Annotated in this window: 19 protein-coding genes; 5 read left to right on the top strand and 14 right to left on the bottom strand. The window is 63.7% G+C overall.

Annotated elements, in window-relative coordinates; translation table 11 throughout:
* Positions 1-470: 470 nt before the first annotated feature.
* Entirely contained in the window at positions 471-1169 is a 699-nt protein-coding gene (locus tag AC0NIL_RS24250) for a phosphatidylserine decarboxylase (RefSeq protein ID WP_013532543.1), read from the top strand.
* Between the two features lie 3 nt (positions 1170-1172).
* On the top strand, positions 1173-1991 hold the full coding sequence (locus AC0NIL_RS24245) for a CDP-alcohol phosphatidyltransferase family protein (RefSeq protein ID WP_013532542.1): 819 nt from the start codon (positions 1173-1175) through the stop codon (positions 1989-1991).
* A gap of 27 nt (positions 1992-2018) precedes the next feature.
* On the opposite strand, the gene AC0NIL_RS24240 is transcribed toward AC0NIL_RS24245, so the two are convergent.
* The gene (locus tag AC0NIL_RS24240; protein ID WP_275953596.1) at positions 2019-4241 is read right to left on the bottom strand and encodes an AMP-binding protein; all 2223 of its coding nucleotides are present in this window, start codon (positions 4239-4241) and stop codon (positions 2019-2021) included.
* A 123-nt stretch (positions 4242-4364) separates the two neighbouring features.
* The gene (locus AC0NIL_RS24235) at positions 4365-4772 is read right to left on the bottom strand and encodes a tautomerase family protein (protein ID WP_275953595.1); all 408 of its coding nucleotides are present in this window, start codon (positions 4770-4772) and stop codon (positions 4365-4367) included.
* Between the two features lie 114 nt (positions 4773-4886).
* On the opposite strand from AC0NIL_RS24235, the gene AC0NIL_RS24230 reads away from it, so the two are divergent.
* Positions 4887-5741, top strand: coding sequence for a LysR substrate-binding domain-containing protein (locus tag AC0NIL_RS24230; RefSeq protein WP_275953594.1), 855 nt, complete (start codon positions 4887-4889; stop codon positions 5739-5741).
* Between the two features lie 197 nt (positions 5742-5938).
* Here AC0NIL_RS24230 and AC0NIL_RS24225 read toward each other — a convergent pair whose 3' ends face one another.
* From AC0NIL_RS24225 to AC0NIL_RS24215, 3 genes are all read right to left on the bottom strand, one after another.
* Complete coding sequence (locus tag AC0NIL_RS24225) at positions 5939-6847, bottom strand: DMT family transporter (protein WP_275953593.1); 909 nt, start codon at positions 6845-6847, stop codon at positions 5939-5941.
* Between the two features lie 60 nt (positions 6848-6907).
* Positions 6908-7795 (bottom strand): DMT family transporter, encoded by an 888-nt coding sequence (locus AC0NIL_RS24220; protein ID WP_275953592.1) that lies wholly within the window; start codon positions 7793-7795, stop codon positions 6908-6910.
* 178 nt (positions 7796-7973) lie between these two features.
* The gene (locus AC0NIL_RS24215) at positions 7974-9491 is read right to left on the bottom strand and encodes a S10 family peptidase (RefSeq protein ID WP_275953591.1); all 1518 of its coding nucleotides are present in this window, start codon (positions 9489-9491) and stop codon (positions 7974-7976) included.
* Between the two features lie 214 nt (positions 9492-9705).
* On the opposite strand from AC0NIL_RS24215, the gene AC0NIL_RS24210 reads away from it, so the two are divergent.
* Entirely contained in the window at positions 9706-10455 is a 750-nt protein-coding gene (locus tag AC0NIL_RS24210) for a helix-turn-helix transcriptional regulator (RefSeq protein WP_275953590.1), read from the top strand.
* Between the two features lie 109 nt (positions 10456-10564).
* Here the strand turns inward: AC0NIL_RS24210 and AC0NIL_RS24205 are convergent, their stop codons facing one another.
* On the bottom strand, positions 10565-11659 hold the full coding sequence (locus tag AC0NIL_RS24205; RefSeq protein ID WP_013532534.1) for a polyamine ABC transporter substrate-binding protein: 1095 nt from the start codon (positions 11657-11659) through the stop codon (positions 10565-10567).
* Positions 11660-11704: 45 nt separating this feature from the next.
* A complete protein-coding gene (gene aguA, locus AC0NIL_RS24200; RefSeq protein ID WP_063171787.1) occupies positions 11705-12811 on the bottom strand; it encodes an agmatine deiminase in 1107 nt (368 codons plus the stop codon).
* Positions 12812-13013: 202 nt separating this feature from the next.
* On the opposite strand from aguA, the gene AC0NIL_RS24195 reads away from it, so the two are divergent.
* A complete protein-coding gene (locus AC0NIL_RS24195) occupies positions 13014-13520 on the top strand; it encodes an OsmC family protein (RefSeq protein ID WP_027162698.1) in 507 nt (168 codons plus the stop codon).
* Positions 13521-13523: 3 nt separating this feature from the next.
* Here the strand turns inward: AC0NIL_RS24195 and AC0NIL_RS24190 are convergent, their stop codons facing one another.
* From AC0NIL_RS24190 to AC0NIL_RS24160, 7 genes are all read right to left on the bottom strand, one after another.
* Positions 13524-13745, bottom strand: coding sequence for a hypothetical protein (locus AC0NIL_RS24190; RefSeq protein ID WP_013532531.1), 222 nt, complete (start codon positions 13743-13745; stop codon positions 13524-13526).
* Between the two features lie 168 nt (positions 13746-13913).
* Positions 13914-14543, bottom strand: coding sequence for a hypothetical protein (locus AC0NIL_RS24185; RefSeq protein ID WP_473573777.1), 630 nt, complete (start codon positions 14541-14543; stop codon positions 13914-13916).
* Between the two features lie 133 nt (positions 14544-14676).
* On the bottom strand, positions 14677-15417 hold the full coding sequence (locus tag AC0NIL_RS24180; protein WP_275953589.1) for an SDR family NAD(P)-dependent oxidoreductase: 741 nt from the start codon (positions 15415-15417) through the stop codon (positions 14677-14679).
* A 43-nt stretch (positions 15418-15460) separates the two neighbouring features.
* A complete protein-coding gene (purF, locus tag AC0NIL_RS24175; RefSeq protein WP_013532528.1) occupies positions 15461-16930 on the bottom strand; it encodes an amidophosphoribosyltransferase in 1470 nt (489 codons plus the stop codon).
* A gap of 105 nt (positions 16931-17035) precedes the next feature.
* The gene (locus tag AC0NIL_RS24170; RefSeq protein ID WP_063171789.1) at positions 17036-17704 is read right to left on the bottom strand and encodes a CvpA family protein; all 669 of its coding nucleotides are present in this window, start codon (positions 17702-17704) and stop codon (positions 17036-17038) included.
* A 63-nt stretch (positions 17705-17767) separates the two neighbouring features.
* Positions 17768-19171: a DNA repair protein RadA gene (gene radA, locus AC0NIL_RS24165; protein WP_013532526.1), complete on the bottom strand. Its 1404-nt coding sequence runs from the start codon at positions 19169-19171 to the stop codon at positions 17768-17770.
* Complete coding sequence (locus AC0NIL_RS24160; RefSeq protein ID WP_198032117.1) at positions 19171-19317, bottom strand: hypothetical protein; 147 nt, start codon at positions 19315-19317, stop codon at positions 19171-19173. The genes radA and AC0NIL_RS24160 overlap by 1 nt, the downstream gene beginning before the upstream one ends.
* Positions 19318-19378 lie beyond the last annotated feature (61 nt).

Raw genomic sequence — 19378 nt, 5'->3', positions numbered from 1 at the left:
AATACGGGGCACCAGCAGCCCTCGACCTTCTTTTGCGCAGGGCTGGAATTGATACGGCAGGAGCAGTTGCTTTGCCATCGATGCTGATTCCGAGCGAGGGAGGATCGGTCGTCAGTTGGACAGTTGCTGCTGACGGTAGACTGCTGTTTTTGGTGTCCTCTCCCAACGGGAGCGCGCTCTTGAGGTCGGGCGCCGAAGATCCGCTGGCGGATGCCCATAGGCTTGAGATCGAAGAACATTTTGTGCGCGCCGAAGCCGATGGTGCCAACTGATCTGGGCTGATTGTCTCGAAATTCTGACGCCAGTGGCACAGGCATGCGAGCCGGTCGCGACCTCACGAACGCGGAGCGTTCGGCTATCCTGAGGCGACAGGCCCTTGCCCGTTCGCCCGCGCCGCCGATTGTTGCGTTGCGGCGAGGGGGGCTTTCGGCTATTGAGGCCGGACTTGAAACGGAGCCTGTTTTTAGCTGATGAGCCTTGTCGATACGGTCAAGAACGCGTTCGTACCGATCCATCGCGAAGGCTATCCCTTCATCGCGGCGTTTGGCGCGGCGACGCTTTTCCTCGGCTATTTCTCCTCGGTCCTGTTCTGGATCGGTCTGATCCTGACGGCCTGGTGCGTTTATTTCTTCCGCGATCCCGAGCGCGTCACGCCGGTCGACGACCGCTTGGTGGTCAGCCCCGCCGACGGCATCATCTCGGCGGTCGGGCCGGCCGTGCCGCCGCGCGAACTCGGCCTCGGCAATGTCGAGATGACCCGCATCTCGGTGTTCATGAATGTCTTTTCCTGTCACGTGAACCGCGCCCCGGTACGCGGTCGTATCGTCAGGATCGAACACCGGCCCGGAAAATTCCTCAACGCCGAACTCGACAAGGCCAGCACCGAGAACGAGCGCAACGGCCTGGTCATCGAAAGCCCCAACGGCACGATCGCCGCCGTCCAGATCGCCGGCCTGGTGGCGCGGCGGATCGTCTGTTGGGCCGAGGCGGGCGGCTCGATCGGCACCGGCGAGCGTTTCGGCTTGATCCGCTTCGGCTCGCGCGTCGATGTCTTCCTGCCCTTGACCGCCACGCCGCGCGTTGCCGTCGGCCAGACAGCGGTCGGCGGCGAAACCGTGCTGGCCGAATTCGGCGGTGTCGCCGGCACACCCCTCGTGCGGATTTCCTGAGCCGTGGGCACGCAGTATAAGAAGTTCGAGGCCCATGCCAGCGGCGGTCCGCGCATCCGCGAGATCCCGATGCGCATGGTGCTGCCCAACCTCGTCACCGTGCTTGCCATCTGCGCCGGTCTGTCGGGCATCCGCTTCGGCTTCGAAGGCCGCTTCGAGCCGGCCGTGGTGATGGTGCTGCTGGCCGCTTTCCTCGACGGCATTGATGGCCGCTTGGCGCGGATGCTGAAGGCAACCTCCAAATTCGGCGCCCAGATGGATTCGCTGGCCGACATCGTCAATTTCGGCGTCGCCCCGGCTTTGGTGCTTTATGCCTTCCTGCTCGACCGTGCCGGCTCGCCGGGCTGGATTGCGGCCTTGCTGTTCGCCATCGCCTGCGGGCTAAGGCTCGCCCGCTTCAACGTGCTCGACGACGAGAAGGCCGACCGCCCGATATGGCAGTCCGAATATTTCGTCGGCGTGCCGGCGCCGGCTGGTGCTGTGCTGGTGATGCTGCCGCTCTATCTCTATTTCCTGCGCACAGGGCTGGAGCCCAGTCGTCCAGCGGCCTTCGTCGCCACCGGCTTTACCATACTGGTCGCCTTCCTGCTGGTCAGCCGGCTGCCGGTCTATTCCGGCAAGAGCCTGAAAATCCCGGGCGACAGGGTGTTGCCGATCATCCTGGGTGTCGTGCTCTACGTACTGCTGCTGATGACCTACCCCTGGTACACGCTGACCGCTTCGGTTGCCGGCTACCTGATCTTCCTGCCGTTCAGTGTGCGCGCCTATTCGAAACGCGCCAAGCTGGAGGGCGAGAAGGTACCGCCTTCGGATATAGGTTAGAAGGTCGGCGGAAGTGCTTGATCCGACTCAGGCCGCGACGCCGAGCCCCAGCCTGTCGATCGCCAGCTTTCGGGTCGAGACATAGTCGGTCTTGCCCGAACCCAGCACCGGGATTTCCTCGACCTTGACGATGTCGTTGGGCACCATCAGTTCGGCGGCGCCCGCTTGTTTGCCGAATCTGCGCAACTCGTCGGGATTGGCGTCGTCGGCGGTGGTGACCAGCACAATGCGCTCGCCGCGCCTCTTGTCCGGCACCGCTACCGCCGCATGGCGTTCTTCCGGCCACAACGACTGCACCAGCATCTCGACAGCACCCAGCGACACCATCTCGCCGGCGATCTTGGCGAAGCGCTTGGCGCGGCCGCGAATGGTGATGAAGCCTTCGCGGTCGACAGCGACGATGTCGCCGGTGTCGTGCCAGCCCGTCAGCGGCTGCAATTCACCGGGGCGGTCCGATGTCATATAGCCCATCATCAGGTTCGGTCCGTCGAGCCACAATTGGCCGGCATCGGAAATGCCTTCGATCGGCTCAAGCTTCATGCGCATGGCCGGCAGCAGCCGCCCGACGGTACCGTCGCGGCCATGGATTGCCGTGTTGACGGCAACCACCGGTGCCGCCTCTGTCAGCCCGAACCCTTCGATGATCTCGGCCTGGAAGCGTTCGCGATAGACGCGGCGGGTTTCCGGCTTCACCGCCTCGGCGCCGGCAACGACGAAGCGCAGGCTGGAAAAATCGCCGTCCTTGGCGGTACGCGCATAGTTGGCGAGGAACGTGTCGGTGCCGAACATAATGGTCGGTTTCACCTTGCGCGCAACCTCGGGGATGATCTTGTAGTGCAGCGGCGAGGGGTAGAGGAACAGTTTTACCCCGGTGACCAGCGGCAGGATGGTGCCGCCCGTCAGGCCGAACGAATGGAACACCGGCAGCACGTTGAGCAGGATGTCGGCGGGCGAGATGGTGATGCGCGCCTCAGCCTGCATGGCGTTGGCGTAAAGGTTCTTGTGCGACAGCACGACTGCCTTCGGCGTGCCTTCCGAGCCCGAGGTGAACAGGATCACCGCCGGCTTGGCCGCGTCCTGTCGCTGCAGCGGCCAGCGCCACAGCAAGGCGGCGGCAAGCTTGTCCGGCGCGGTGACGCTCTCCCGCACATCCTCGAGCCAGAGAAGCCTGGCGCCGCCCTTTTCGACCGCCGCGACGATATCGGCAAGGTCGGCCTTCTCGACGAACGCGCGGGACGAAATCACGGTCCTTATCACCGCCGTGCGCACGGCCGCGGTGACGCTCGCCGGCCCGGCCGTGTAGTTGATCATCGCCGCCACCCGGCCGGCCGACAGAAGGCCGGTGAGCGACAGCACGACGCCATTGGCATTGGGCAGCATCACGCCGACTGCCTCGCCCGGAGCCGTTACCGCCTCGAAGCGCCTGCCCAGGACGCGGGCGCCGATGAACAGCTTGCGGTAGCTCAGCGCGCCGGAGATCACGTCCTCGATGATGATATGCGAAGCGCCGACGCGGTCGGCGGCATCGCGCATGGCCAGGAACAGGCCACGATCGAGGTTGGTGCCGAAGAGCCGCGCCTCGGCGACACGGTCGAACAGCGCGTTGGTGTTCGAGGCCTGCTCGGGGTTGCGCGCCACCAACTCAGTGATGGTCATCGGCTCCAGCACGCTGATCGACAGTTGCGGAAACCAGTGTCGTGGCGCCTTGTCCCCAGGCGTCAGCGACACCGGCAGGCTGCGCGCGCCGCCGACGAAGATCGGCACGATCTTGGCATCGGCCTGCATGGCGATGCGGGTGACGGCACGAAACAACCGAAACGTCTTGACGTCGGGCTCGACTGCATCCGGCAGATAGACAGCGAGCCGGCCCTTGCCCTTCAGCACCCGCACCAGCCGGCGGCTGACGAAGACATGTTCGGCGTTGAAGGCGATGGTACGGCCAAGCTCGCGCCAAGGTTCGAGCCACGGCGAGCGCGCCGAGACCTCATCGAGAATATGCAGCGTGTCTTCCGGCAGCAGCGACAGCATCAGCGCCGGCTCGAAGCGCGATTGATGAGAGATGACGTAGATGACTGGGGCCTGCGCCTTGCGGGCGATCCTGATGCGGCTGTCTCCGATCCGGTAGGCAAGCTTGAACGGGACATAGAGCAGCGCCTGGGTGAAGCGTAGGCCGAGGCGGAATTTTTCCGCCACGCCAATCAGGAGCCAGGCCAGAACAAGACCCGCAAGCAGCGCCAGTGTCAGGATCATGCCGCGTCTCTCCCAACGTTTTTAGCATCTCGGCTCTTTGCGGCCGTGTCGGCCAGAACCTAGACGATGTGGGAGCAAGGTCAATGCGGAGCTTTTGCTTCCCTTGGTGCGGGAAGCTGCTTCTCACGCCGCCTGCAGCCGTCCACTGATGAAACGAAATTCCTGCGTCTTGCCGCCATAGCCGTAAGCGGCTGCCGGCACTTCATGCACGAAGGCGTAGCTCTCCTCGTGCACGCCGCCCAGCAGACGGCCGAAGGCTGCGAAGATCGCCTTCAGATAGGCCTCCAGCTCAAGCTTGGTGTTGGTGCCGTCGACCACCTTGATATCAAGCCAGAACGTGTTGGTGCCGTGCTCGGCCAGCGACTTGCCGCCGGCGAACCAGTGCTGCGGATCGACATAGGACACGGCAACTGCCGTGATCGTCGGGTCCTTGCGCAGCTGCGTCGCGGTGATTTCTGTGGCCTCCTTTGCGATGCGAGCGGAAAGCGCCGCGTCAGGTTTGCCGGTGATGCTGATGTTGATGATAGGCATTCTTCTTCTCCTTGGCTTGAGCGGCGTCCGATCGCCGTTGAAACAACCATGCCACCACCTTTTAGTCAAAAAAATCGAATTGTTTTTAAAATGATACTTCGATAGTATCGAAGTATGGAAACGCTCGATCCCGATCTGCTCCGAACCTTCCTTGCTTTCGTCGACAGCGGCTCGCTGGCCCAGGCGGCTGCAAGCATCGGCCGTTCGCCCTCGGCGGTGACCGCCCAGATGCAGCGGCTGGAGGAAGTCGTCGGCGAGCCGCTGCTGGCGGCGCAAGGGCGAGGACGTGGTCTGACGCCGGCGGGTGAGGATCTCGTCGGCCACGCCAAGCGCATTCTTGCCGCCCATCGCGAGGCTTGGCTGGCGCTGAAGGGCGCCCGCGCTGCCGGGCGCGTTGCCATCGGCACGACGCAGGATTTTGCCGACAGCGGCCTGCCGGATCTGCTGCGTGCTTTCGCCGGCAGCCATCCGCGCGTCAGGATCGAACTGCGGGTCGGCCGTTCCGCCGAGTTGGCGCAGGCGCTGCAGTCTGGCGGCCTCGATCTGGCGATCGTCATGCGCCAGACGGCAGCGCCGGACGAAGTCGGCGTGCTGCGCGAGCCGATGATATGGCTATGCTCACAAAAGGGGCTGGCCACGCGGCAGGAGGAACTGCCGCTGGCGCTGCTCGATCCATATTGCGGTTTTCGCGAAGCGGCACTTGCCGCACTCGATGCCGCTGGCCGCCGCTACCGCATTGCTGCCGGCAGCGCCAGTCTGGCCGGCCTGCGCACAGCCGTGAACGCCGGTGTCGCACTGACGCTGCGAACGGCTCGCTTTGCCCATTCCGGGATTGTCGAGGCGCCGCGCCAGCTTGGCCTGCCCCAGGTGCCTTTGGCTGAGTTCGCCATCCGGCTGCGCGCCGGTGCCGATGGATCGGCAGCCGATCTGGCGACCCTGCTCAGCGGTAACCTTGCCTTGTCGGGCTGAATACCCAAAGAAACCGACCTTGCGGTCCCAAGTGGCAAAGAGAAAGCCGACCTTACGGTCGGCAAGCGGCAAAGAAAAAGCCGACCTTACGGTCGGCTTGGAGTAGGACGGGCCGAGGGGTTTGGGGGGACTTGGGGATGGCCCGTCGCAGCAATAATGCCTGACCCGGATGATGGTTCCATGACTGTGTCACTTTTTTAAGAAATATTTGACGCCATGCGTTGCGAGCGCGCCATCAGCCAATCCCGCCCCGCATGGGCGAACACTGCGGTGAGCACGACGGCGCCGCCGATCATGCTGGCGGCTGGTGCAATCTCGCCCAGGAACAGGAAGGCAAACAGGATCGCGAACGGCACTTCGGCCGAACCGAGAAGCCCGGATTCGGCCGGCGGGATGAGCCGTGCGCCCTCCGTCCACAGGATCGAGGACAGCGCGAAGGACGCGCCGAAAGTGGCGAGCAGAACGGCATCTCTCGGCGAAACCGCCAGCGGATCGGTGACGAACCAACCGAGCACGAACAACAGGAATGCCGACACCGCACCGGCCCACACCACGGGCGTGTCGCGGAAGGCGCGTACCATGATCATGTAAAGGCCGCTGCCGATGGTCATCAGCAGTGCCAGTCCGTCGCCGAACAGATTGCCGGTGCCGAAGCCGGACCAGACCATGATCGCCACGCCGCACAGCGACACTGCGGCGGCGACCATCGTCTGCAACCGGAAGGGTTCGCGCGTCAGAACCCAGGCCAGCAGCGCCGTGACGAAAGGTGCTGTGGCATAGATGACAGCGACATTGGCGACGAAGGTGAACTTGAACGCCGAGATGAAAGCGATGCTGGCCAGCGCGCCTTCCACCGCCAGCAGCCAGCCGCGCCAGCCAAGCCGCAGGTTCTCACGCCCACCGGAACGGTGACGCCGCCACAGCACATAGAGGCTGATCAGGATCGCGCCGACAAAGCCGCGCCAGCAGATGATGGTCAACGGGTCGGCGTGGATTGATTTCGTCAGCACGCCCGTCAGGCCGAAGACGGCGGCTGAGGACGACACCAGGATGATGCCGAGTGTCCGCTCCGCGGCGGTGTCGGTGGCGGCTGCAATCTCAGTCATGCCGCCAGCCTACGCCGCTTGGTCCTGACATCGTAGTGTCAGCAATGATGGCGATCCACATCACAGCCGTTTGCGGGAATGCTCGGTGCCGACGATCAGCAGGCCGGCGGCGACGATCAGCGCAGCGCCCAGGAAGACTTCGCGGCGCGGCACGTCGCCCCAGATCGCAAAGCCGAGTGCGAATGCCCACAACAGCGAGGTGTATTCCAGCGGCGCGAGAACCGAGGCCGGCGTGCGCTTCATGCCTTCGAAGAGAAGATACTGCGCCAGGCCGCCGAGTGCGCCGACGCTGGCAAGCAGCAGCAATTGCGCCAGGTTTGGCGTCTGCCACCAGAGCAGCGCCGGCACCGCCGAAAACAGCAGGAAATAGAAATTGTTGAGCAGGAGCTGGATCATCGAGCGCTCGGCAAGGGCGGTCCTGCGCAAGAGCACGATGGCGATGCCCCACAAGAAGGCGGCCGCCAGCACCAGCAGCACCGGCACGGACAGGCCGAGATGGGTCGGATCGCAAGCGATGAACACGCCGGCAAAGCCGATCAGCACCGCCAGCCAGCGCAGCATCGGCACTTTTTCGCCGAGCAGGAACACCGAAAGCACGGTGACGATGATCGGGGCCGCGTAATAAACGGTGGTCAGTTCGGCGAGCTGCAGGCTGCGCGCGGCGTTGTAGTAGCAGAGCCACGCAGCAAGCGTGAAGGCACTGCGCACCAGCATCGGCCGCACGATCGGCGAGCGCATCGTGTCGGCAAACAGCTGTCGTCCGCCGATCGCCGCGCACGCGCCCAGAATGGTGATGCTGCGGAAGAACATGATCTGCCAGACGCTCATGCCGACGACCAGCAGCTTGATCGAAGCATCCTGTGTCGAAAACAGCAGATAGGCCGCACCGGTCAGCAGGATGCCTGCAAGAACCCGCTCGCGTGTTTCGAGAATGGCGATATCGGCCATAAGGCGCGTGGGACCAAATTTGCCGGAGCGGCAGAAATGCTGTGAGGAGCGACACAAGGGAGCCGTGAATTCAACTCCCTTGGTACCAAGCTATACGGGCGAAAACCCCTGCGGCGCTACGCCAGTCCGGTGCTTATATTGGGGCACGGGTCCATGGCGAGCTGCACTGTCGCAAAGTCTATTGCGTCGCCTGATAAAGCTCCGAAGCGGCTTCTTTCAGCGCGCGCCGGCCGTCGGACCTGAAATACATCATGTGCCCGCCCTCGACGACATCGAGACGGATGGGCTTGGCATTGGCGAGCGACGGGATCTGGCTCACCAGGTAGCGCGAGGCGAGGTAAGGTGTCACCAGGTCGGTGTAGCCGTTAACGATCACGACGCCGAGCGAAGGGTTCAGCGAGCGTGCGCGCTGCAGATCGTCCATCACCCCGGCATAGCCTTGCCGCGAGGCGCCGGTCCCGTAATCCCAATTGTGGCTGATTTCGCCATTGAGCAGCCGATAGCTGACATCGGTGCGAAAATGCAGTTCGTCGCTGATATAGCCGACGAACGCCGACGTCAGCGCCGGCACGCTGCGGTCGAGCACCGGATCCGGGCCGGCGATGCGGGCGCTCTCGGGCGCGATGTCGGCCGTGCCGATCGTGGCGTCATAGGGGCTGAGCACCTTGCTGCTGGCGCGGGCGAACTCCCTTGCGAACAGGCCGGTGGGGATGCGGGCGGAGTTCCGCTGCACCAGGTCGAGCGGCAGGCCGGTGATGTCAGCCACGCGTTGGCTGGCCAGCCGCCTGCCTTGCTCCAGTCCGCTGGTGATTGCCGTGAGGTAATCGCCCATCGCATAATGTTCGACGTCTGCCAGCTTCTCCCGCAACGCGTCGCCGCTGACGCCTTCGGCGCGCAGGCGCACCGCAGCCAGTGAAGGCAGTTCGAGCGCCCAATGCAGCGGCTCGAATTCGTCGGGCTGCACCAGCGTGAACTCCAGCGCCGGGGAGATCAGCACGATGCCGTTCGGACTGATGCCGATATCTTCCTGCAACGTCCTGGAGAGCAGCGCTGCGCGGAACCCGCCATAGCTTTCGCCGGCGAGGAACAGCGGCGACCCGGTGCGGCCGTTCTGCGCGAGATAGAGCCGGATGAAGGCGCCTATCGAGCCGGCATCCTGGTTGACGCCCCAGAAGTCGCGCGTGTCCTGACCCGGTGCCTCGCGGCTATAGCCGGTTCCCACCGGATCGACGAAGACGAGATCGGTCATGTCGAGCCAGCTGTCCGGATTGTCGATCAGTCTTTGCGGTGACGGCAGGAATTCGCCGTCGGCTCCCGTCGCGATTATCCGTGGACCGAGTGCGCCGATATGCAGATAGGCGGACGCTGCTCCAGGGCCGCCGTTGAACACGAAGGTGATCGGCCGCTGCTGGTCTTTGGCCCCGCTTGCCGGCGGCTCCAGTGTGTAGGCGACGTAGAAGATCTCCGCCGTGACGTCGCCCTTGCCCGATAGCAGCGACAGGGTCGCCGCCTTTGCCTGGTAATCCAGCTTGCGCCCGGCCAGCGTGATCGAATGGTTGGTGGTCTGCGGCGGCGGCAGCAGGGATAGCACGCCGCCCGAGGGCGCCGGCCGCTCCGCCGTTTCAGCCAGGACGGGCTGCGCCAGGACGGCGAGCATCGGCAGGATAAGGCAGATCAGTTTCAATTTGACCGGCATGATGGCTCCGCGACAACGACTCCCGCATAGGTATGGCCGAGAGGGTCGAAGTCAAAGGAAATGGCTGATTTGAACTTGCAACGGCTTGCGCTAGAGCCGGATGATTTCAGGTCGATCGACCTGAAATCATCCGGCTCTAAATCAAACAGATGGAGCATGATGCCGTCCGAAAACCGCTTCACACTTTTCGGCATCATGCCTAGTATGAATTGGAATGCAGTCGAACCTTTCCCTCGATCAGTTTGGGCGCTGGAGCGGCGGTGTCGCCGCTGCGGCCGTTGCCGTGACACCCGAAGAATTGTCGGCTCGCTTCACGGCAGCGGCGAGCGAGTTGCTTGGCTCCGACCGCGCCTATGTCGGCTTTTACCGTCGCGACATCACATCCCTGACCATCGACGATGCCGGTCCCGATCGCTGGAACCGCGACTACGATGCACGACTGTATCGCCAGGATCCCTTCTTCCAGAGGTTCGCCAGCACAAGGCAGGATTTCCTGTTGCCGCTGTCGGCACTCCGCAATGGCGACTTCCAGCGCACTCCCTACTATCGCGAATTCTTCGGCCCTTCCGACAGTTTCGACGAGATCACCGGCGTGTTCAATCTAGACCGGCTGACCGCTGGCTATGTCACTTTTCTCAGGCGAAACGGGGCAGTACCGTTTGGCGAGCAGGATCTGGCGACGGCTTGCGCGGCAAGCAGCGCGACAAGGCTCATTTTGGAAAGATTGCTCCATCTGTGCCGCTTCCGGCACAAGGGGGCCGCAATCGGTGACGCTCGCTCGCGGCTGAGCAGGCGCGAGACCGAGATTGCGCGGCATCTGGTCGATGGTGGCAACGCCAAGACGATTTCGCGATGCCTCGCCATCTCGCCCGGGACCGTCCGCAACCACATCAAGCAGATCTATCGCAAGCTCGGCGTGCACTCCCAGGTCGAGTTGCTGGCGGCCATCCGCGAAGCCGCTTGAGCCTGACGGCTTCCGCCCGGCTCTGTCTTTTTGCTTTGACGCAATTCCCAAGGGAAAGCGCTACGCGCTTTTCCCGGGAAAACCGCTGCGCACTTTTTCTGGAATTGCTCTATTGTCCCGTCACGATGCGCGTCCACATGCGGTTTTGTGATCGCAGCAGCTTTGGGTCGTTGTTGTCCACCACGAACAGCTTGGCCTTCACGGCATCAGGCGGAAAGACGCCGGGGTCGCTGGCTATGGCCTTGTCCATCAGCGGCAGGGACTCCGGTATCGCATTGGCGTAGGAGACATAGCTGGAATTGGCCGCGGCGATATCGGGCCGCAGATTGAAGTTGATCCAGGCCTGGGCGTTGTCGGGATGCGGCGCATCTTTCGGTACCGCCATCGTATCGAAGTTGATGAGCGTGCCTTCTTTGGGGATGGAATAGGCGATCTCCAGCTTCTTCACGGATTCCGCCGCACGGGTCCTTGCCTGGAGTATGTCGCCCGACCAGCCCAACACCACACAGATGTCACCGTTGGCGAGGTCGTTGATGTATTTCGACGAATGGAAATAGCGGATGTAGGGCCGCACCTTGACCAGCAGGTCCTCGACCTTGGCGAGGTCGTCGGGACTGGTCGATTTGGGGTTGATGTGAAGGTAGTTCATCGCCATCGGGATGACTTCAGCCGGCGCATCGATGATAGCTACACCGCAATCGGACAGCTTCTTGACCACATCGACGTCGAAGACCATGGCGAAGGAATCTGTCGGCCCGTCCGGCAGCCGCTGCTTCACCGCAGCGACGTTGTAGCCAATGCCGTCGGTGACCGCCATATAGGGCACTGCATGCAGGTTCTGCGGGTCGGCGCCGGCGATCAGCGCGAGGGCTTGCGGATCGATCTTCGAGTGGTTCGCAAGCTTCGATTTGTCGAGTTCCAGGAAAGCCCCTGCTTTGACCTGGTTCTTGAGGAACGGATAGGCTGAAGGGTAGACCACGTCATATCCGGAGCCGCCCGTGAGCAGCTTGGTCTCAAGCACCTCGTTGCCGTCATAGACGTCGTAACGAACCTTGATTCCCGTTTCCTTCTCGAATTTCTCGGCCGTGTCCGGCGCGATGTAGTCGGACCAGTTGTAGACGTTGACGATCTTTTCCTCGTCAGCCGAAGCCGCATTTGCGCAGACGCCGCAGGCAAGCAGGGTTGAGAAGATCAGAGCGCGCATAAATGTCCTCCGTTTTCGCTATGTGTTCTCGGCATGCTCCGTCCCTCAACGTCGTTGCGGGGCATAGACCGGCAAGGTGATGCAGGCGACATTGCCGCCGCCCAGCAGGATCTCTCGCGAGTTTTCGATGCCGACTATCCGGTGGTCGGGAAACAGCTTGGCCAGCGTCCGCTTGGCCTTCACATCGAGATCGCAGCCGAACTGCGGTACCACCACGACGCTGTTGCCCGGATAGTAGTTGATGTAGCTCGCCGCGATCCGGTTTCCGGCCGGTCGCGCCCAGGTCGAATCCAGCCGGTCCACGCTGTCGCTTTCTTCCGGCGTCATCTCGATCGGCATGGGGTGGGGCAGCCGGTGAACTTCCAGCGCGCGGCCCTTCGCATCACGAGCCGAACGCAGCACCTCTTCGGCTTCGCGCACGATATCGTATTGCGGGTCTTCCCGATTGTCGGTCCAGCTCAGCACGACCACACCGGGGCGCACGAAGCAGCAAACGTCGTCGACATGGCCGTCGGTCTCGTCGAAGGCAAAGCCGCGTGGCAGCCAGATGACGGTGTCGACACCGAGATAGTCGCCAAGCTGGCGCTCCACCTCGGCCTTGCCGAGATGAGCGTTGCGATTTCGGTTGAGCAGGCATTGCTCCGTCGTGATGAGCGTGCCCTGACCGTCGCACTGCAACCCGCCACCCTCGGCGATCAGAGGTGCGCGGTAGCGATCCATGTTCTCGATTTCGAGCACTTTTTGCGCCGCAAGGTCATCCAGGTCCCATGGCGAATAGAGGCCGCCGTCAAAACCGCCATAGGCGTTGAAGATCCAATCGACGCCACGCACGTCGCCTTGATCGTTGACGACGAAATTGGGACCGCTGTCGCGCAGCCAGGAATCGTTGGTGGACATTTCCACGACGCGCACATGACCGGGCAATCGCGCTCGGGCATTCTGCCACTGGCGAGCAGAAGCCGCCACCGTCACCGGCTCGCTTTGCGCGATCGCCGCGGCGACATCGGCGAACAGTTTTTGCGCGGGCTTGGCGCCGAGGCGCCAGGTGTCCGGCCGCTCCGGCCAGATCATCCAGCAGCCTGACTTGGGTTCGAATTCGCCGGGCGCGCGAAACCCATCCTGTTTCGGCCTTGTCGAGAGGGTTCGAGGCATCGGGGACCGCCGGGAAATGGAGTGATGACTTGCCCGGATCAGACGTTTTTGGGACCTTGTCCGTCAATGTCCCATTTGGGATATCGGTGTAGGCGGCTGGCACCTGTTGCGGAATGGCATTGCCTTCCCAAGGTGATCGGCGCAAATCTTGACCGGACGGCGCATGCCGGTGACGCAAGCAGTCGACGAAAGGGGAAAGCGGATGGATGCGACCGAACTGAAGGCCATGCAGGCGCCGCTGAAGCAGGCGTATCGTGACGACGCTTCGCAGGCCATGATCACGCTTCGCGCCAAGGGCTCGATCGACGACCAGTCGGTTGCCTGCAAGGTGGAGACGGGCAGGGCGCTCGCCATCGCCGGCCTGCATCCGGCAACAGGCGGCTCAGGCCTTGAGCTCTGCTCGGGCGACATGCTGCTGGAGGCGTTGGTCGCCTGCGCTGGGGTGACGCTGAAGGCGGTGGCGACGGCGCTCGAGTTCAAACTCGGCGCCGCCACGGTGGAGGCTGAAGGCGATCTCGATTTTCGCGGCACGCTCGGTGTCGCCAAGGATGCGCCGGTCGGCTTTCGCGCCATCCGGCTCAATTTCAACCTCGACACCGATGAGCCGCAGGAGCGGATAGACTCGCTGCTGAAGCTGACCGAGCGTTATTGCGTGGTATTCCAGACCATCAGCCAGAAGCCGGAACTGACGGTCAGCGCACGCCGCTGACGCCTACTGTGCTGACGGTTCTTCGGCGTCACCCTCGTCGGTGAAGGGCGAGGCGCTCGGCACGCATTGCACCGACCAGCCGGCCGGTGTCGGCTGCTTCTGATATTCGGTGATGGCGGCGGTGCATTGTTCGCGCTTGTCGAAGGTGCTGGGCAGCACGACCATGCCGCCTTGCGGACCGGCGATTACCAGATACCAGACCAACGCTGCTGCGGTCGTAGCCATGGGGATTTCCTTGTTCTGCCAGTTGGGCGCTTGTTGTGGGAGTCGCGGTGACCCTACCAACTCCAAGGAAATGACGAAAGCATGACCGCGGCACAGCTTCCCGCCGCCAAATCACAGCCGCGTGATGTGACGGCGGGTTTCCCAGCCCGATTTCGAAGCGCAATCGGCTCAGTTGGTGGCAAAACAATAGAACAAGCCATCGCCCCCGGTGCCCTTCAGCGCCTCTTGGCTGCAGCCGCCGCGCGAGGCGTGCGAGGAATTCCAGGATTTGGCGGCTGCCGAATCGTCGAGGCCGGTACGGTCGTGATGGCCCATCATCGCGGCGCCTTCCGCCCCGCTCATCGTCCAGTCGCCGCAGGTCTGGTCGGCGATCTTGGTGCCGTCGGGCTTGGAGCCGGTCAGCACGTCGTGGCGGTTCGGCGTGTCACCGCGGCCGTTGACCACTTCGCCTTTCTCGTTGAGCGCCGTCTGCTTGGTGATGCCGTTGGCATCGCTGTGCAACGAGGCGACGTCGTCAGCGATCTTGACGCCCTTGGCGTTCACCCACGGCCCCTTGCCGATGCGGTCGCGGGCGTCAGTGTCGCTGGTCGACAGATAGGCAGCCCAACTCTTGCCGGTGACGCCGGCGGCTTCCGCCAGCGATGCGCAATGCGCGTCAGCACCCTTGAGGCCGCCGAGGTCGGCACCCTTGCCGGAACCGACACTGGTGACGAAGAAGCTCATCTTGGCATCTTGCGAGTAAGCGGCGCCCGCGGCTGCGATCAGGATGCCCGCGGTGGCGAGAAGCAGTTTGCGCATGGTGGTTCCTCCGGTTTGGGCTTCGACTACGTCGAAGAAACGTTTCCGGAGGCCTGTTTAATCCCTACGCATGTCGCTTAAAAGTGCGCAGCGGTTTTTGGGAAACCGACATGCGTCAAAAAAAGGCTCAAGTTTATTCCGGCTGCCTATAGGCGACGAAGCGATTGTGCTTGGCCTGGAAGATCAATCCGGTCTCTTTCAGGTCCGGGCTGGCCAGCGGCATGATCCGCTTGGCGATCTCGGAGGGATGCGGCAACGTCTCGGGATCTTCGCCCGGCACTGCCTGGGCACGCATGGCGGTGCGGGTGGCGCCGGGGTCAGCGGCGTTCACCCTGAGCGGCAGGCTCTGCGTCTCATGCGCCCAGGAGCGCATCATCGTCTCCACCGCGGCCTTGGATGCCGCGTAGGGTGCCCAGAAGGCGCGCGCCGAGTGCGCGGCGTTGGAAGACAGGATGATCGCGCGGCCAGCATCGGAGAGCCGCAGCAGAGGGTCGACCGAGCGGATCAGCCGCCAGGTCGAGGTGACGTTGATGGTCATCACCTTCTCGAAGGTTTTTGCTTCGACATGACCGATCGGCGAAATGACGCCGAGAACGCCGGCATTGGCGACGAGAATGTCGAGCTTGCCCCAGCGTTCGTGGATGGCGCCGCCCAGGCGGTCGATGCCGGCCATGTCGGCGAGGTCGAGCGGCACCAGTGTCGCCTGGCCGCCGGCCGCCTTGATCTGGTCGTCGAGCTCTTCCAGCCCGCCGACAGTACGAGCCACCGCAATGACATGCGCGCCGGCGGCAGCCAATTCCTTGGCAATGAAATAGCCGATGCCGCGCGAGGCGCCGGTGACGACCGCAACGCGGCCGGAAAGGTCGAGGGTCATGCGATGGATTCCGGGAATTGACTAACGCTGATGGCGGTCCGGCCTACGTCCCGCTTGTCGCCAGCAGCGACAGCGTGCGCACATTGTCGTGGCCTTCGAAGTCGAGCAGGCGGGTCGGGTACTGGCCGGTGAAGCAGGCATCGCAGAATTGCGGCTGGTCGTTGTCGCGGCTGGCCTCGCCGACCGCGCGGTAGAGCCCGTCAATGGTGAGGAAGCCAAGCGAATCGACGCGAATGAACTCGGCCATCTCCTCGATCGACATGCGCGATGCCAGGAGCTTCGATTTCTCCGGCGTGTCGACACCGTAGAAGCAGGAGGCGCGTGTCGGCGGTGAGGCGATGCGCATATGCACCTCCTTGGCGCCGGCGTCGCGCACCATCTGCACGATCTTCTGGCTGGTGGTGCCGCGCACGATGCTGTCGTCGACCAGCACCACGCGCTTGCCTTCGATCATGCGTCGGTTGGCATTGTGCTTCAGCTTGACGCCCATGTGGCGGATCGAATCGCCCGGCTGGATGAAGGTGCGGCCGACATAATGATTGCGGATGATGCCGAGCTCAAAGGGAATGCCGGCCGCCTGGCTGAAGCCGATCGCCGCCGGCGTGCCCGAGTCCGGCACCGGCACGACAATGTCGGCCTCGACCGGGCTTTCGACCGCCAGCTCGGCGCCGATACGCTTGCGCACCTCATAAACGTTGCGGCCTTCGACCGAGGAATCCGGCCGCGCGAAATAGACATATTCGAAGATGCAGAAGCGGGTCTTCTGCGGCTCGAAGGGGAACAGGCTCTCGATGCCCTTGGACGTGACGACGACCATCTCGCCGGGCTTCAGGTCGCGCACGAAACGCGCGCCGATGATGTCGAGCGCGCAGGTTTCGGAGGCCAGGATCCAGGCGCCGTCGAGATCGCCCAGCACCAGCGGCCGGATGCCGAGCGGATCGCGGCAGCCGATCATCTTCTTGGCCGTCATCGCCACCAGGGAGAAAGCGCCCTCCACCTGCCGCACCGCATCGATGAAACGCGAGTTCAAATCGCGCTCCTTGCTGGTGGCGACGAGGTGCAAAAGCGTCTCGGTATCGGAGGTGGAGGAGAAGATCGCGCCTTGCTTCTGCAGCGCGCGCTGCACGGTCATGGCGTTGGTCAGATTGCCGTTGTGGGCGACGGCGAAACCGCCATCGGCCAATTCGGCGAAAAAGGGCTGGATGTTGCGCATGCCGGCGCCGCCCGTGGTGGCGTAGCGCGTATGGCCAATGGCGCGGTTGCCTTGCAGGCTGTCGATGACGCGCTGCTTGGTGAAGGTGTCGCCGATCAGGCCGACATGGCGTTCGACATGGAACTGGCTGCCGTCATAGGAAACGATGCCGGCCGCTTCTTGGCCGCGATGCTGCAGCGCATGCAGGCCCAATGTAACGATGGCCGCAGCGTCCTGCCGACCGAAAATGCCGAACACACCGCATTCGTCGTGGAAATGGTCGTCGGCCTCGGCGGAAAGCACGTCGTCTGCGTCTGCCATCTTAAGCTCCGCTAAAATCGCCATATAATGCGGGTTCGCGCCGAAAGCAACGCGGGCCGTGCAGTCGTTCACACCATCGTCAGATCCTGACGCCGTTTTTCGGCGTCAGTTTGCCGGTGCCGCCGGTGCCGGAGCGGCCGGGGCGTTGTTCGCCGGTGGTGTTGCGTCATTGTCGTCAGGCGCCGGCGCGTTGGTATCGTCGCCGCCCGCCGGAGCATCCGCCGCCGGTGCGTCCGGAGCAGCTGGCGTCTCGGCGGCCGGCTGATTCGGATTGAGCTTCTTGAGGATCGCGTTTTCCGGATCCTCGGGCAGCAGGCTTTCGAGCTTGGCGCCGATTTGTTCGAGCAGCGGCCGCGATTTGGCTTCCGTGACCCAGGCTGGCGCCTTGGCGCCGGCCAGCCAGTTGAAGAACAGCAGGGCGACGGCAACGACCAGGATGCCGCGCGCGGCGCCGTAAAGGAAACCGAGCGTACGATCGAGCGCGCCGATCCGGGAATCGATGATCCAGTCGGCGAGCTTCATGGTGATGACCGAGACGACGATCAGCGCGATGATGAAAACCACGCCGGCGGCGGCCGCCATGGCGACCTTTTCATTCTCGATGTAGGGAGCGAGGTAAGGCACGACCGGCTTGTAGAAGAAGAACGCCGCCGCTGCCGCCGCTGCCCAGGAGACGACGGACAGGACTTCGCGCGAGAAGCCGCGAACCATGGCGAGCATCGCCGAAACCAGAGTGAAGCCGACGAGAATTCCGTCAAGCAGCGTAATCGGCATGTCTTTCGCCCCACTCCATGAGCCGCATTATAGCGCCGAACATCGGGCTCTGGGTCCGATGCTCTAGTCTTCTTCGTCCACGCGGCTTCGGCGTGAGCCGGCTATGCGTGCCACGAGGTCGGCAAGCTCGGTCGGCTGGAAAGAACCGGCCCCGATCCCCCCGGCCAGTTCCCCGCTGCCCGAGGGCAGAACCGCGCTTCCAAAACCCAGCTTTTCGGCTTCCTTGAGGCGCTGTTGCGCATGCGCAACCGGCCTCACGGCGCCCGAAAGGCTGATTTCGCCGAAATAGACGCAATCGGCGGGAAGGGCAAGACCGGTGAGCGAGGAAACCAGGGCGGCCGCCACTGCGAGATCTGCCGCGGGCTCCGAAATCCGGTAGCCGCCGGCGACATTGAGATAGACATCATGGCTGCCGAATCGCACCCCGCAATGGGCTTCGAGAACCGCCAGGATCATCGACAGCCGGGCGCCGTCCCAGCCTACGACGGCGCGGCGCGGCGTGCCGAGCGAGGAGGGTGCGACCAGTGCCTGGATCTCGACCAGCACCGGCCTTGTCCCTTCCATGCCGGCGAAAACCGCCGCGCCGGGCGATTTGGCGTGGCGTTCGCCAAGGAAAAGCTCGGACGGATTGGCGACCTCGCGCAGGCCCTTGTCCGACATTTCGAAGACGCCGATCTCGTCGGTCGGTCCAAAACGGTTCTTCACCGTGCGCAGGATGCGGTAGTGGTGGCCGCCTTCGCCTTCGAAGTAGAGCACGGCGTCGACCATGTGCTCGACGACGCGCGGCCCGGCAATCTGGCCTTCCTTGGTGACATGGCCGACCAGTACGATCGCCGCACCCGTGGATTTCGCATAGCGGATCATCGCCTGGGCGGCGGCGCGCACCTGGGTGACGGTTCCGGGCGCCGAATCGGCAAGGTCGGTCCACAGCGTCTGGATCGAATCCAGGATGACGAGGTCAGGCCGCTTGCCGTCGGCGATCGTCGCCAGGATGTCCTCGACATTGGTCTCGGCGGCAAGTTCCACCGGAGAGGAGGCGACGCCAAGCCGCTGCGCCCGCAGCCTGATCTGCGCGACCGCCTCTTCGCCCGAGACATAGACGATGCGGTGGCCTTTTGATGCCAGCGCCGCGGCCGCCTGGGTGAGCAGCGTCGACTTGCCGATGCCGGGATCGCCGCCGACCAGCAGCGCCGAGCCGCGCACGAAACCGCCGCCGGTGGCGCGATCGAGTTCGCCAATGCCCGAGATGATGCGTGGCGCGTCCTCGATATCGCCGGACAGCGTGGTCAGCACCACGGCGCGTCCCTTGCGGGCGTTGCGCGTGTTGGCTGGTCCTGAGCCGATGCCGCCGGACGTGCCTTCCTCGACCAGCGTGTTCCACTCGCCACAGGCATCGCATTTGCCGGCCCAGCGCTGATGCACCGATCCGCAGCTTTGGCAGATGAATTGGACGCGCGATTTGGCCATCAGATGGAAGCCACGCCGTGACAGGCTGGCGGGGCAGCGCCCCCCTTTGGCCTGCCGGCCATCTCCCCCTCGATGGGGGAGATTTGCAGCTTCAGCGCTTGCGCCTTCTTTTCAACGCCAAAAATTGGCGAAAGCGTCGATGCCATCCGATCTCCCCCCTTGAGGGGGAGATGTCCAGCAGGACAGAGGGGGGCGCCAAGGAATGGG

Source organism: Mesorhizobium sp. WSM1343, assembly GCF_055901535.1.
This window is presented reverse-complemented; position numbering and strand designations above follow the sequence as displayed.

Excerpts from the sequence above, each read along its gene's own strand:
- AC0NIL_RS24190 (WP_013532531.1), bottom strand. The coding sequence starts at position 13,745 with ATGGCTACGACCGCAGCAGCGTTGGTCTGGTATCTGGTAATCGCCGGT.
- AC0NIL_RS24240 (WP_275953596.1), bottom strand. The coding sequence starts at position 4,241 with ATGATCCTGACACTGGCGCTGCTTGCGGGTCTTGTTCTGGCCTGGCTC.
- AC0NIL_RS24210 (WP_275953590.1), top strand. The coding sequence starts at position 9,706 with ATGCAGTCGAACCTTTCCCTCGATCAGTTTGGGCGCTGGAGCGGCGGT.
- AC0NIL_RS24250 (WP_013532543.1), top strand. The coding sequence starts at position 471 with ATGAGCCTTGTCGATACGGTCAAGAACGCGTTCGTACCGATCCATCGC.
- AC0NIL_RS24235 (WP_275953595.1), bottom strand. The coding sequence starts at position 4,772 with ATGCCTATCATCAACATCAGCATCACCGGCAAACCTGACGCGGCGCTT.
- AC0NIL_RS24230 (WP_275953594.1), top strand. The coding sequence starts at position 4,887 with ATGGAAACGCTCGATCCCGATCTGCTCCGAACCTTCCTTGCTTTCGTC.
- AC0NIL_RS24170 (WP_063171789.1), bottom strand. The coding sequence starts at position 17,704 with ATGCCGATTACGCTGCTTGACGGAATTCTCGTCGGCTTCACTCTGGTT.
- AC0NIL_RS24195 (WP_027162698.1), top strand. The coding sequence starts at position 13,014 with ATGGATGCGACCGAACTGAAGGCCATGCAGGCGCCGCTGAAGCAGGCG.
- AC0NIL_RS24215 (WP_275953591.1), bottom strand. The coding sequence starts at position 9,491 with ATGCCGGTCAAATTGAAACTGATCTGCCTTATCCTGCCGATGCTCGCC.
- AC0NIL_RS24185 (WP_473573777.1), bottom strand. The coding sequence starts at position 14,543 with ATGCGCAAACTGCTTCTCGCCACCGCGGGCATCCTGATCGCAGCCGCG.
- radA (WP_013532526.1), bottom strand. The coding sequence starts at position 19,171 with ATGGCCAAATCGCGCGTCCAATTCATCTGCCAAAGCTGCGGATCGGTG.
- AC0NIL_RS24160 (WP_198032117.1), bottom strand. The coding sequence starts at position 19,317 with ATGGCATCGACGCTTTCGCCAATTTTTGGCGTTGAAAAGAAGGCGCAA.
- AC0NIL_RS24205 (WP_013532534.1), bottom strand. The coding sequence starts at position 11,659 with ATGCGCGCTCTGATCTTCTCAACCCTGCTTGCCTGCGGCGTCTGCGCA.
- AC0NIL_RS24225 (WP_275953593.1), bottom strand. The coding sequence starts at position 6,847 with ATGACTGAGATTGCAGCCGCCACCGACACCGCCGCGGAGCGGACACTC.
- AC0NIL_RS24220 (WP_275953592.1), bottom strand. The coding sequence starts at position 7,795 with ATGGCCGATATCGCCATTCTCGAAACACGCGAGCGGGTTCTTGCAGGC.
- aguA (WP_063171787.1), bottom strand. The coding sequence starts at position 12,811 with ATGCCTCGAACCCTCTCGACAAGGCCGAAACAGGATGGGTTTCGCGCG.
- purF (WP_013532528.1), bottom strand. The coding sequence starts at position 16,930 with ATGGCAGACGCAGACGACGTGCTTTCCGCCGAGGCCGACGACCATTTC.
- AC0NIL_RS24180 (WP_275953589.1), bottom strand. The coding sequence starts at position 15,417 with ATGACCCTCGACCTTTCCGGCCGCGTTGCGGTCGTCACCGGCGCCTCG.